A 12619-nucleotide genomic window follows, 5' to 3' on the forward strand; every position below is an offset into this window, starting at 1 on the left:
GCTTCATCGGGGCTCAACCGTTCAGTTCGTGGGACAGCCGTATCTCACCAGATTTGGAAGTCTTTTTCAGAGTTTCCCTAACAAACTAGAAGCTGACAGAAATGTAATCTTAATTTCAGTCGACTGTCCGCTGGGCGTGGTCTAGGGTGAAATGTGCGCCCTTGAGCATAATTAACTTGAAAACGATGAAATGGCATTTTGCCCGCATTATGCTTAGTAGCCTTGAGGCCAGGGGCAAACACCTTGAAGCCGAACATTTTCGCCTAATGATCAACTGCGCCGAATCTATCAGGCGTCGGCTAATTTTTTGTTGAGCGGTTCCGTTTTCACCACCACGTGTGCGGAGTTTGCGCCGAGTGTGAGGCCTATGCCAGGAGCTGCGAACAGGTCGGTGATATGGAAGATTGCGTCAAGGCCTGTCGCGAATGCGCAGAGAGCTGCCGCCAAATGGCTGGTGGCGAAGGTTAGTCTAGCCCCATGCAGGTACAGAAGTAGCGATTTACGTGCGCGGGGGCAATGGTATGTATATGCCAATCTTCCGCCCTCTAACAGGAGATTCACATGTCACAGCATATCAAGCACAACAGCTCTAGCCGGTTCACTTTGTCGATGAGGGCGGTAGCGATGGCTGTCGCGGTCATGGTAACAGCGCCGACGTGGACCAGTGCCGCAGAACCCGTGAAAAGCGAATCGATGCCGATGCCTTCCGAGCAGATGGATCACTCGAAGATGGACGGCATGAAAAAAATGGGTGGCATGTCCAAAACCGGCGATGTGGATTATGACTTCGCGGCCAACATGCGCATGCATCACCAGATGGCAGTCAAGATGGCGCAAGCCGAACTCAAAAACGGAAAAAATCCAGAGATGCTACGTATGGCCAAGGACATAATTGCCGCACAGGAAAAGGAAATCGCCGTCTTCGATCAGTGGATTAAAACAAATAAAAAACCATGACCATCACCTTGAACCGGTACTGGACGAAAACTAAGTTCCGCTTGGTCCATGGATTTCCAGAGCCATTCGAGCTAGGTCAAAGGTCTGCACGCAGAGGCACTGATCTGAGCCTGAGACGATGCTCGGTTACTATGCCTGGAGAAGCCCAATTGCTTGGGAGCTGTAGAGGCATTACTTGACCAGAACGTGGGGCAAAGCGTTCTGTCCGGGCTAATTTCGATGACTGCATGATGGCCGGTATTGCCCTGACCGCGGCACTCTTTAATCCGCGGATTAGTGCCCCCGCTGCAACGCTGGATATGGCCGCCGGATCCGCGCAGAATTGGAAGCTCTCAGTTCACTACGTAATGACTCTGGTGTCTGACAGCATTGGCAAAACCTGGAGAGACAGATGACAAGCAGGCAGGCTCATTATCATATGGTGGATTGCCTTATCGTCGGTGCAGGCCCTGCCGGGCTGACGGCGGCTATCTATTTAGCGCGCTATCGCCGCCAGGTTCTATTGGTCGATGCCGGCCAGAGCCGTGCAGAGCTGATCCCGATCACGCACAACTATCCCGGTTTTCCTCAAGGTGTTTCGGGCGCCGAGTTGTTGGCACGACTACGCAATCAGGCAGAGCGCTACAATATTTATGTCCGACGAGCCACTGTGCAAGCACTATCAAAGCGAGGAGACGACTTCATCGCCGACATCGATGATGACCACGTTGTGGCGTCGACTGTGCTTCTTGCCACCGGCGTTATTGATAAGCCTCCCGAGATACCCGATCTACGTGAGGCCACTCTCGGTGGCGATGTGCGTTGGTGCCCGATTTGCGACGGATACGATGTCATCGACCAGGACATTGCTCTTCTCGCCTCCGCCAAGGAAGGTTTCAGGCATGCGCTATTTCTCCGTACCTACACCCGCCAGCTCACACTAATTGTGCAACCGGGCAGCAGAGAACTAGACAACGACGAACGTCTCAAACTTGCACGGGCAGGCATCCGGCTCGTCGAGGATCCAATCGCGCAAATCCGCAAGATCGAAGGGCATCGTGTGGCGATACGCTTAGCTAAAGGCGGCGAACTCATTTTCGACACCCTATACCCGATGCTTGGCTGCAACGCACGGACCGAGTTGGCTAAAAGCCTCGGCGTAACTTTTGACAGCAATGGCGAGTTGGTGGTGGACACCGACCAGCGCACGTCAGTCCTGGGGTTGTACGCGGCGGGCGATGTAGTCAACGCGCTCAATCAGATGAGTATTGGAGTCGCCCATGCGGCGACTGCGGCGACCGCAATACACAATGTCCTCAAGGACAACTATCGCTGAAAAGTTAATATCCAAGGACGGTCTGCTTCGGCCATATCGCGATAGCGACTACTGCCCACGACATTACGTGCTGGTGAGATGCGGCTCGGACTGAGCAGCGACTTTAGAGTGGTGAGCGAAGCGTCGTCGGGCAATACCGCCGAACTGAGCCTGACAGGCGGCAAGCTGAGCTGTGCTCAAACTGACGTTTCCCGCCAAGTCGGCTAAGCTGTTTCGCTTCGTCTTGTCGTGAGCAAAAACTACTTTTCCGAAGCGCTCAATGCCAAGTAGTTGATCATGATCAATGAGCGACTGGTTGCGGCGGCGCACCATGGTAGGCAGGTTATTGCTCGCCGAACACCATAAGCGGCGGGTGAGCATCGTCCAATAAGCCCTGGTTTGTTAGACGGTCTGCGCCATTGATGTCACTTGCAGAAGGCGTGAGCCCATCGTGATGGAATGCAAGCCGGCGCGAGTGAATGCAAGCTCACTCGCAGCAAATGTGAGCCCGAGCGCATCGTCAGGCGCAGTTAATTTGAGATTGCGAGTCCGGCCGTTTTCTAATGCAAGCCGTTACAACTAAGATCCTGATATTGCCCTACCAGGATCGTGGCGCGCATCTTCGATGCTGAGCTCTGTAAAAGACATGGCGGCACCTTACGGAGGGTGAGGTGTTGCACTCAGTCTTCGCGGCCGGCCATTTATGAAAATGTCATTAATCTACGTTCAGTAAGCCTGCGCGCAAGAGCAAACTCTTGAAGTGGCCAATTTTGTTTGACTTGGTGTTCATGCTCTAGTAGTTAGAGCGCATCCGTGGTCAGGGGTCGATAGGCTCTCAGATTATGAACACAAGAATTAGAAAACCAGAGGAGCAAAACATGTACAAGTCCAGATTGGCGCTTGCCGTGGCCGTTGGGGTATTGGCTCAGCAAGCCGGCGCTGCCGGTTTTATCGAAGACAGCAAGGCCTCGATCAGTTCCCGGACCATGTATTACAATGCCGACAACCGTGAAGGCGGCGACGACCAGCGCGAGTCAGCCCAAGGCTTCAAGCTCGATTACGCCTCTGGCTTCACCCCGGGTACCATCGGTATCGGTTTCGACGCTCAAGCGCTTTGGGGCATCCATCTGGATGGCGGTCGTGGCCATCGTCCCGACGCTAACAACACTTTCTTTCCAAGTGACAGCGATGGCTCTGCGGTAGACGAGTGGAGCCGCATCGGCGGTAACTTCAAGGCGCGTATCTCCAAGACTGAAGGCCGCCTCGGTAGCGCACTGGCGCCAAACCTGCCAATCCTTGTCGCGAACGACAGTCGTCTGCTACCGCAGACCTTTGATGGTGGCATCGTCACGTCCAAGGAAATCGACAACCTGACCTTCACTGCCGGTCAGTTAGAGCATGCCTACGGCCGAGCTTCGAGCAACCGTACCGGCCTAGCGGTGTCTGGCGGAATCCAGGACAGCAACCAGTTCCGTTTCGGCGGTGCTGACTGGAAAGTTACCAAAGACCTGACGCTGCAGTACTACTACTCGAACCTGGAAAACTACTATACGCAGAACTTCTTGGGCCTGGTGCACGTCCTGCCGATTAGTACCGAGCAGTCCTTCAAGACTGACTTACGCTACTTCGACAGCCGCTCCGACGGCAAAAACGGCCAGACCGGTTATTTCTTCGACAATAACGGTGGTTTTGCCAAGAACGCGAACGAGGTCGACAACAAGACGTGGAGCGCCATGTTCACTTACACCCTGGGTGGTCATGCATTCCTGCTCGGCCACCAGCAAGTCGGCGACGACGGAGGTTTCGTCTGGTTGAACCAGGGCAGCGTTCGGGGCAGCAATGGCAGTCTCGAAGGCGCCGGTGGTTCCAGTTTCTATCTGTTCACCGACAGCATGGTTAACCAGTTCGCCCGCGCCGGCGAGAACACCACCTTCGGTCAGTACTCTTATGATTTTGCCCGCCTCGGGGCGCCTGGCCTGAAGGCGTCGATTTCGTACCTGAGCGGCGACGACATCAAGAACAAGAGCGGCAACGGCGACTACTCCGAGTGGGAACGCGACATGCGTGTTGACTACTTATTCCAGGACGGCGTGCTCAAAGGCTTCGGCGCTACCGTGCGTCACGGAGCTTACCGTGGTAGCGGCGAAAGCATCGCCGACCAGGACCAGACTCGCCTGATCTTCAACTACACGTATAGCTTCCTGTAGTCGAGCGTAAAAAAGGCCTCGATCGACGAGGCCTATTTAAAGGTTCACGGATTACCGGGAAAGACGTTCTTGATCTTCATGAAAAAGAATTCGCTATCCCGGTAACCGTACGCCATCCGCTTGATGACCTTTATAGCAGCGGTGAACGAATCTATTATCCCCACGGGTCGATTTTAAAGCGGGCAATCGGCGCGATAGAAGGCTCTTACTGGCGCCAACTGCCCTCCGCGGCGGGCCTAATCCCCTACGATTTCATCAATCAGTCGCCTCTCAGCTAAGCGATCGCTAACTGGCGACTGCAGGCGATCGACGTACAGGCCCCGCTAAAGGTGACAATGAGTTGGGCCTTCCACTCAATGCCACTCTGAGTGGCGTCTGGCAGCTGCGCTTGGCGTGCACGCTGACGTGCTTCTCGGTAGGTACCCCGTAAGCGTCCGCCGAAGTCACCTTGCATGACTCAGGCAGATACCCATTGATGCGGCAGCAGTTGGTCGATCTCACTCGCCCGCTGCGTCGGCAGCCGCGTCAGCACATCTTTGAGATAGGCATACGGATCGTGCCCATTCATACGTGCCGACTGGATCAAACTCATAATCGCCGCTGCCCGTTTGCCGCTGCGAAGCGATCCAGCAAACAACCAGTTCGAGCGTCCAAGTGCCCACGGCCTGATCTGGTTGTCGGGTAGTCAGACGCGGTTACCCGCGTCCAACCCCCTAAGAACCGTGCATGCGAGTTTCCCAGCACACGGCTCAAGCCTCTGCTAAGGCGCCTTTAGGCACCCGGTGGCACATCATCGGCATAGGCAAATTGCACATCCCTCGGGCAGCGCAGGTGGTAGATCTCAAGATTAGCGGCTGCGTCCGTACCGCCATGACCTAGCTTCACAACATGGCGACTGTGCCACGGTGTGTCTTTGGTCACCGGCTTGAAGCAGGCGCAGCACCTACCGCCCTGTTGCATCCATATCCGATACAACTTGGCTCGACCTTTTACGGAAGTGAGCATCCTCTTGCCCCAGCGGGATTCGAAGTACTCATCCCATGTGGGGTCGTGAGGGTTGGCAGCGGCCTTAATCTTAATATGTCGCACAATCGGTGTGTCTGAGGCGTCTACTAGCGTGTACTGACGCTTCCGACCATCGGCGGATTTTTCAGTACACGAGAACACCCAACTGCGCGCCCCTTGTACTTTGAAATACCGATCCTTCACCCATCGGCGTGTCTTGCGAGGGTGGCGACGTACCGCCCATCGCCAGAGCATTTCCCACACTGCGCTGTCCACCTGGTTGAAGACCTTCTTGGCGACGACATGACTGTGATAGTTCGCCCAGCCCCGTAAAACCGGGTTGAGCAAACCTATCAAGTTAGCCTGTCGTATCGTTTTGTTGGTCTTGATCAACTCTCGCAGCTTGGCAAGGAGAGCCCCGATGTTCGCCTTGGACGGCTTGATCAGGAGCTTGCCGTTGTACTTGCGCAGGTTCCATCCGAGGAAGTCGAACCCGTCCCCTATGTGCGTTATCTTGGTTTTTTCCGGAGAGAGAACAAGTCCACGCTCTGCCAGAAATTCAACCACGGCGGGCCTGACTTCATTCTCCAGCCACTCTTTCGAACAGCCAGTGATGATGAAGTCGTCTGCATAACGCACCACGCGCATTTTTCGGGCTGTCCACTTCGCGTTGGGAAATCTCTTCGCCAGCATCGCTTCCAGCCCATCCAGCGTCATGTTCGCCAACACCGGGGATATAACGCCGGCAACAACAGAGCAAACTCTCGGATAAAATGGGGGCTGCGCATTGCCAGGGACAGTTTCGCCCCAAGGCATGCAGGATGCCCCGACGTCGAGATTGTTCTCGTCATTGAGGGCATTACCCCCACTGATGGGAGACTTCAGTCATGAGTCGAAAGTCGCGTATCTGGCATATTCGTCTGGCTTTTGAGCCAAATCGGTTCTCTTGTGAACAGCTCGAGAGGGCCTACGAGTAGCTTAAGCCGACAGAATCGCGGGCTTCCTCAGAATTGTCGCCATCGCAGCCCTCTGTGACAAAGCATCGTGCTGCCAAGCGAGGTGAGCAATGAGCCAGACTGTGATGGTGGCGCTCTACGCCCGCGTGTCCTCTGACCAACAGGCTAAACGCGGCACGATTGAAAGCCAGATTGCCGCGTTGACAGAGCGGATCTTGGCCGATGGGGCCCACGTGGTTGAGGACATGCGCTTTGTCGACGCAGGCGTCAGCGGTGCGACGCTGATTCGCCCACAATTGGAACGGCTCAGAGACCGCGCTGCACTTGGTCTGGTGGAACGTCTCTATGTCCTGTCCCCAGACCGGCTGTCGCGAAAATATGCTCATCAGGCATTGCTGATGGAAGAGCTATTGGCGTGTGGCGTGCAGGTTGTGTTTCTCAATCATGCCATTGGCGTCACGCCGGAGGAGTCGTTGCTGCTGCAAATGCAGGGCATGATCGCGGAATATGAACGTGCCAAAATCATGGAGCGCAATCGTCGCGGCAAGCTTCATGCGGCCAAACGCGGCAGCATCAATGTGCTTTCGACTGCGCCCTACGGTTATCGCTACATTCGTAAGCAACTTGATGGAGCACCCGCACAGTACGTCATCGAATTGCCACAAGCGGCGACGGTCAGAGCCATATTTCAGTGGATTGGGATGGAGCGACTGAGCATCGGCGAAGTGGTACGGCGCCTTGGGGCAACAGGCACCTTAACCGCCTCAGGTAAACCTTACTGGGATCGCAGTACCGTGTGGGGGATATTGCAAAATCCAGCCTACATGGGACGAGCTGCTTTTGGCAAAACACAGACGCGTGATCGTTTACCTCGGATACGCGCACAACGCCACAGTGCCGAGGTGCCCAGGAAGGGGTATTCAACCGTACGTACGGATCCAGGTCAGTGGGTCGAAATATCCGTACCGGCAATCGTCAGCGAAGGATTGTTTCAGTCTGTTCAAGAGCAGCTTGCCGAGAATCGCAAAGCACGTCAGCGCCGTCATGGTGCGGTCTACCTGCTTCAGGGCTTGACCGTTTGCGGCCATTGTCACTACGCCTATTACGGTAAAAAGGTCAGCAAGGCAGCGGCCAAAGGCCAACGCCGGGACTATGCCTATTATCGTTGCATTGGAACCGATGCCTACCGCTTTGGTGGCGAACGCGTCTGTGACAATCAGCAAATACGAACGGATCGTCTCGATGAACTGGTCTGGCAGCAGGTTGTTGAACTGCTCGCGCACCCTGGAAGGCTAAAGAATGAATATGAACGTCGGCTGGGTGTCCTCGAAGAAAAAGAACAAACAAATCCTGATACCGCAGCGCTGGAACGACAACGACTGCAGCTGGATAAAGGCAAGTCGCGGCTCATCGATAGTTATGCCGAGGGTATGATCGACAAAATGGACTTTGATCCGAAGATGCGGAACTTGAAGCGCCGCCTGGAACAGCTTGATCAGCAGATTCAGGACTCACGGCGTCATCAGGTGGGTCAGCGCGAGTTGTTTCTCGTCATTAATCGTCTCGAAGAGTTTGCCGCGGCTGTCCATGACCGATTGGGAACACTGGATTTCGTCACAAAACGCGAGATCATCCGCGGCCTGGTCAAACGCGTCGAAATTCACAAGGACGAGATTTTGGTGGTGTTTCGGGTTGATCCGGATCCCGGGTTCAACGCCAGCGAGACGTCGACTGGCTCAGGCATCGGAGAGAAAAGTATGCAAGAACGTACGCGGCGTAATATCGCCATTGCTGGCGAATATCTATCTTCACTACGTGCTGGATCTATGGGCAAGGCAATGGCGCCAGCGGCATGCCCATGGCGATGTGATTGTTGTGCGCTACGCGGACGACAGCGTGGTGGGTTTCAGGACGCAATGGCAAGCTCAGCAGTTTCTGGTGCAGTTGCAGGAGCGCTTAGCCAAGTTCGGATTGTCCCTCAATGCCTCGAAAACACGACTGATTGAGTTTGGTCGTTTTGCTGCGAGAAATCGTAGGAAGCGAGGCTTAGGTAAACCGGAGACATTTGACTTCCTGGGCTTCACGCACTGTTGTAGTACCAACAGAAGCGGTGGCTTTCAAATACTGCGACTGACGGGCAAGAAGCGAATGCGTGCGACGCTGCTGGCTATTCGGGATGAGCTGAAGCGCCGACGTCATGAGCCCATCCGGGCTCAAGGGCAATGGCTTACTCGGGTGGTCAGGGGCTACTTCAATTACCACGCGGTGCCGGGAAACCTGATACGTCTTGGTGGTTTTCGTTCGGCGGTATGTCGCCTATGGCGGCAAGCCCTCAAACGTCGCAGCCAGCGTAATCGGCTTCAATGGTCACGCTACGGACGCCTTGCTGACCTCTACATACCTAGACCCAGAAATGCACATCCTTACCCTGAGGATCGCTTCGCGTCACACACCCGAGGCAGGAGCCGTATGCGGTAGTTCCGCACGTACGGATCTGTGCGGGGGGTGGCAGGTAACTGCCATCCCTACCGCGACCGAGCATGCGTGCTAAAAATTCGTGTGAGGCCTTGATCAGCAAATAAAAAAAGGCGCCACAAGGGCGCCTAAGCCGCCTCCCACCAAAGGAATAACAAGGAGACGGGGTGTACCTGTGAGCGAGCTTGCTACTGCTCGATTTAGAGAATTTGCAGCGGGTACTCTACAATCAGACGAACTTCATTCAAATCAGATTCGAAGGCGGTAGCCCGAGTCGTCGCTTGGCGCACACGGAAGGACATGTCTTTCAGAGAGCCGGTTTGAATGATGTACTTGGCTTCGATGTCACGCTCCCAACGCTTCTGGTCCTGCAGTGGGGCGCCATCAGCTCCTCGGCGCATATAGACGCTGTTCGCATTCGAGTAGTCAGCATCCCAGCCCTTTGCGTAACGAGTCATGAAGCTCAGGCCAGGAATGCCAAAGGGCTGCATATTCAAGTCATAGCGTAGCTGCAAGGATTGCTCTTTCGGGGAGTTGAAATCGCTGTATTGGATAGAGTTATCCAGGAAAATCGAATCAGATTGGCGCAGGTAATCAAAATCGTCATCCCCATTGCTGCGCTGGTAGCCAACGCTCAGGGTGTGGGCGCCAAACTGGACACCGGTCTTACCGCTCCAGATGTTGTTATCGAAGCTGCCCAGCAGTTTCTTCCCCTCGTCGACTGCTCGGTAGTAGTTCAGGCCACCAATTAGCGCGACATTCTCGGAAAGTGGGTAGCTTAACGTAGTGCCTGCATAGTACTGGTTCCACACATCTTTGAAGCGGCTGGTATAGAGACTCACACCGACATTTTTGTTGACGGCGTAATCGCCACCCAGGTAAGCGATCCAAGGCGCGTCTACAGATCCTGCATAGAACGTAGCAAAACCGTCGCGCATGCTGCTTGAGTTCGGTTGGCTCATCGCATGCAGGCGACCACCCTGCAAGGTCAGGCCTTCAATGCTGGTATTGGCAAACGTGGCGCCACGAAAGCTCTCAGGCAGCAGTCGTGAGTCCCCATACGCCACAACAGGCGTGGAAGGAAATACGTTCCCAACCTTGATGACCGTATCTAGCAAGCGAAGCTTGGCTGCTCCACCGACTTTTGAGTAGGTATCCTCAGGTTGACCTTTGCTGTTGTAGGGCATGATGTCTACTGTGCCACCGGCTCCAGAACGGCCATCACCCGAGTCAAGCTTGATCCCTTGCATTGCGAATGCATCAATGCCGAAGCCCACAGTGCCCTGGGTGAAGCCTGACTCAAAACGTCCGATAATTCCGTGAGCCCACTCTTCGGAGTAACCGTTTCCAGTTCGACTGGACTGACCGTTGCGAAAGTCGCGATTGAAGTAGAGATTGCGGTTGAGAATGTTAAAGCTGCTCCCCTCAATGAACCCCTCTGGTTTTTGCTCAACGGCCACTGCAACCTGCCCCATACTCATGCCAAGGGCAATGAAGGAAAGCCCATAAAAGCTTTTATTATTCATGTAGCACTCCAGGCTATAGCTTGGCAGAGTTTCTATGTGAAATATTTTTATGATTATGGGAGTGCAGGTAATTTACCCTGCGTGCCGTCGTCGATAATTCCACATGGAACATAACTGTAGCATGACCTGAAAATTACTTTTTTGTCAGTGAAAAGTAAGGAGTTGTTGAATTTTCAGTGAGTTTTTTTACGCGTTCCTGTGTTTGGCTGGTAAGCGATCAACCGCCATGAGGGCAGTTGCTTCCCAACACTTGGTATTCGATAGTGTTGAGCTTGCCACTCGAGTCTTCGTAGGTCATACGCGAAGGGACCAACCCACAATACTTAGCGGCTGTTGGAGTCACGCTAACCACTTTTGCGATATCGAGGTCCAACCCATACTTATAGTGGACAATTTCAGGCACGGCTTTACCGTTTTTGCTGGCATATTGCTCCATTGCTTGCTGATTCTTTTGCAACATCCGACCGTAGACCCGATCCCCTCCGCCTTCAGCCAAGGCCGCGGAAGAAGCTGCCGCTATTGCAATAGCGATGCCTGCATTCAATATTTTCATGATTTTCTCCGTGCTCTAACTAATTTATAGTCAAATAGTAGTCCGCGATACCTGTCAGAAGGCTGCCGCTAACATTACTAATCTGTCAGGTATGATCTTTGCTCTGTTAATGGCATTCCGAGCGGTGCACCTATTGTGGTTAACGCTTCGTCAGCCAATAGGCTTCGGATGGTGTTAAATACCCATGCGCGACGAAATGCTAATCGACTAGAAGCTGACAGAAATGTAATGTTAATTTCTATCGCCTGTCCGCCGAGCGTGGTCTAGGGTGAAATGTGAGCCATTGGGCATGCACTAACTTGAATGCTATGAAACAGCATTTTGCGCGCATTACGCGTGGTGTTTGTCTGCAGTATCCTCATCCGCGTTCAGTCCAAAATGATCAGCTGTTTTTAATAGAAACTGTCGAATGCCGCTGCTCCCAGTACCACTGCTAGCGTTGTCTTTCCTTGGATGCGATGGAGAACATAGCTATGACCAACACCCCGATGACCCCTCAAAGGAGCACTCACCAACACCTGCTGCCTTGTGTTGAGGCGAGTAGCCACTGCCACAAAATTTGCCTGAATACAGCGATGACCCATTGCCTTGCGGTAGGGGGCAAACACTTTGAGGCCGAACATTTTCGGCTGATGATCAATTGCGCCGAAATCTGTCAGACGTCGGCTGACTTCTTATTGAGTGGCTCCACCTTCCACCACCACGTTTGCGGGGTTTGCGCCGAGATCTGTGAGGCCTGTGCCAAGAGCTGCGAACAGGTCGGTGATACATGGTGCCAGTGTCGATCGTGAAGCCTCCCGTCACGCAGTCCAGCCCCATCGCGGTTTCCTTCTCCAGCGATTTCCTTCCCGTTCAAGCCCTTTCCGGGGTATGGCGACCGCCGCGCGTTTGATTCCTGTACCACACTGAGTTTCATCCCGCACCGCCTGGATGGCTTGCCTGCATGCGCTAGAGCGCTGCGCAGTGGATCATCGCAGCAATCGTGAACATACACCCCAAACGCTATTGCACAGGCTGGCCCGTCGTGGCTGCCCTGGCGGTAACCGTGCAGGCATTGCCCAACCACCGCCCCTGACACTCAATGAAGCCTTATGGTTGGCCGAAGATAATGCCCCTTCGCTGACCGTCCAGGCGGCCAAACTGGAGATCGGGATGCCGGCGGCGCTGATTGCCCAGGTGGAACGCAGCGGTAAGATTCAGCCGATCCTAACCCTCACCAGCCCCATACCTGAAGAGCGCCTGGTCCGAACATGAAGATGCTGGCGACTGTGCTGAGCGCGGCCTGGTCGCCGCGATTCGTGAAGGCGCCGTGCAGCGTGTTCGACCCAAGGCCATGACAGTGGTGATCATTGCCGGCCTGCAGCCGATTCTCTGGGGCAGCGGTGCGGGTTCCAAAGTGATGAAGCGGATCGCCGCACCGATGGTGGGAGGGATGATCACCGCTCCACTGTTGTCGATGCTGGTGTTGCCGGCGGCCTATTGGTTGCTGCGACGCAAAGGGAGGAAATCAGCGTCCGGCACAGAAAGGTAACTGGACTGCCAGGAACCCGGGTAACTTGGCGATGAGCACGGGTTGCCCAGTCATTTCGGCACTTAATTCTTATCTACAGCTATTAAGAAAAGCTTCTTACACCCTGCAATTACGA

12 protein-coding genes and 3 pseudogenes are annotated in these 12619 nt (G+C 54.4%); 9 read left to right on the forward strand and 6 right to left on the reverse strand.

The genetic code is table 11. From position 1 onward, the window contains the following. Positions 1 to 336: 336 nt before the first annotated feature. The 3 genes from AC1ROI_RS22605 to AC1ROI_RS22615 all read left to right on the forward strand — a co-directional run bounded on the left by AC1ROI_RS22605 (position 337) and on the right by AC1ROI_RS22615 (position 2272). On the forward strand, positions 337 to 468 hold the full coding sequence (locus AC1ROI_RS22605) for a hypothetical protein (RefSeq protein WP_489261437.1): 132 nt from the start codon (positions 337 to 339) through the stop codon (positions 466 to 468). A 93-nt stretch (positions 469 to 561) separates the two neighbouring features. Continuing rightward, positions 562 to 957, forward strand: a complete 396-nt coding sequence (locus tag AC1ROI_RS22610; RefSeq protein WP_256580177.1) for a DUF305 domain-containing protein — start codon at positions 562 to 564, stop codon at positions 955 to 957. 391 nt (positions 958 to 1348) lie between these two features. After that, positions 1349 to 2272 carry an NAD(P)/FAD-dependent oxidoreductase gene (locus AC1ROI_RS22615; protein ID WP_102599573.1) on the forward strand — a complete coding sequence of 308 codons (924 nt, stop codon included), beginning with the start codon at positions 1349 to 1351 and terminating at the stop codon, positions 2270 to 2272. 63 nt (positions 2273 to 2335) lie between these two features. On the opposite strand, the gene AC1ROI_RS22620 is transcribed toward AC1ROI_RS22615, so the two are convergent. Next, entirely contained in the window at positions 2336 to 2632 is a 297-nt protein-coding gene (locus tag AC1ROI_RS22620; protein ID WP_102651211.1) for a hypothetical protein, read from the reverse strand. 497 nt (positions 2633 to 3129) lie between these two features. Between AC1ROI_RS22620 and AC1ROI_RS22625 the strand changes: the two genes are divergently transcribed. After that, positions 3130 to 4458 carry an OprD family outer membrane porin gene (locus AC1ROI_RS22625; protein ID WP_102599571.1) on the forward strand — a complete coding sequence of 443 codons (1329 nt, stop codon included), beginning with the start codon at positions 3130 to 3132 and terminating at the stop codon, positions 4456 to 4458. 44 nt (positions 4459 to 4502) lie between these two features. On the opposite strand, the gene AC1ROI_RS22630 is transcribed toward AC1ROI_RS22625, so the two are convergent. From AC1ROI_RS22630 to AC1ROI_RS22640, 3 genes and pseudogenes are all read right to left on the reverse strand, one after another. Beyond that, positions 4503 to 4622 carry a transposase gene (locus AC1ROI_RS22630; RefSeq protein WP_256580176.1) on the reverse strand — a complete coding sequence of 40 codons (120 nt, stop codon included), beginning with the start codon at positions 4620 to 4622 and terminating at the stop codon, positions 4503 to 4505. Between the two features lie 293 nt (positions 4623 to 4915). Next, positions 4916 to 5137: pseudogene (locus AC1ROI_RS22635) on the reverse strand (transposase domain-containing protein); the annotation flags it as partial. A 92-nt stretch (positions 5138 to 5229) separates the two neighbouring features. Continuing rightward, on the reverse strand, positions 5230 to 6279 hold the full coding sequence (locus tag AC1ROI_RS22640; RefSeq protein ID WP_256580175.1) for a group II intron maturase-specific domain-containing protein: 1050 nt from the start codon (positions 6277 to 6279) through the stop codon (positions 5230 to 5232). Between the two features lie 265 nt (positions 6280 to 6544). On the opposite strand from AC1ROI_RS22640, the pseudogene AC1ROI_RS22645 reads away from it, so the two are divergent. After that, a pseudogene (locus AC1ROI_RS22645) lies at positions 6545 to 7672 on the forward strand (recombinase family protein); the annotation flags it as partial. Positions 7673 to 8006: 334 nt separating this feature from the next. Next, complete coding sequence (locus tag AC1ROI_RS22650; RefSeq protein ID WP_256580178.1) at positions 8007 to 8897, forward strand: reverse transcriptase domain-containing protein; 891 nt, start codon at positions 8007 to 8009, stop codon at positions 8895 to 8897. Between the two features lie 197 nt (positions 8898 to 9094). Here AC1ROI_RS22650 and AC1ROI_RS22655 read toward each other — a convergent pair whose 3' ends face one another. Together AC1ROI_RS22655 and AC1ROI_RS22660 are read right to left on the reverse strand one after the other, a co-directional pair. Continuing rightward, entirely contained in the window at positions 9095 to 10420 is a 1326-nt protein-coding gene (locus AC1ROI_RS22655) for an OprD family porin (protein ID WP_102599570.1), read from the reverse strand. 217 nt (positions 10421 to 10637) lie between these two features. Further along, on the reverse strand, positions 10638 to 10973 hold the full coding sequence (locus AC1ROI_RS22660) for a DUF2790 domain-containing protein (protein WP_102599569.1): 336 nt from the start codon (positions 10971 to 10973) through the stop codon (positions 10638 to 10640). A gap of 488 nt (positions 10974 to 11461) precedes the next feature. On the opposite strand from AC1ROI_RS22660, the gene AC1ROI_RS22665 reads away from it, so the two are divergent. The 3 genes and pseudogenes from AC1ROI_RS22665 to AC1ROI_RS22675 form a co-directional block, all read left to right on the forward strand. Continuing rightward, positions 11462 to 11764 carry a four-helix bundle copper-binding protein gene (locus AC1ROI_RS22665; RefSeq protein ID WP_102599585.1) on the forward strand — a complete coding sequence of 101 codons (303 nt, stop codon included), beginning with the start codon at positions 11462 to 11464 and terminating at the stop codon, positions 11762 to 11764. Between the two features lie 304 nt (positions 11765 to 12068). Then, the gene (locus tag AC1ROI_RS22670; RefSeq protein ID WP_173678005.1) at positions 12069 to 12227 is read left to right on the forward strand and encodes a hypothetical protein; all 159 of its coding nucleotides are present in this window, start codon (positions 12069 to 12071) and stop codon (positions 12225 to 12227) included. Continuing rightward, positions 12199 to 12504, forward strand: a pseudogene (locus AC1ROI_RS22675) (efflux RND transporter permease subunit); the annotation flags it as partial. The gene AC1ROI_RS22670 and the pseudogene AC1ROI_RS22675, both read left to right, overlap by 29 nt. Positions 12505 to 12619: the final 115 nt, after the last annotated feature.

This window comes from Pseudomonas sp. GW823-FHT02C02 (assembly GCF_058797635.1).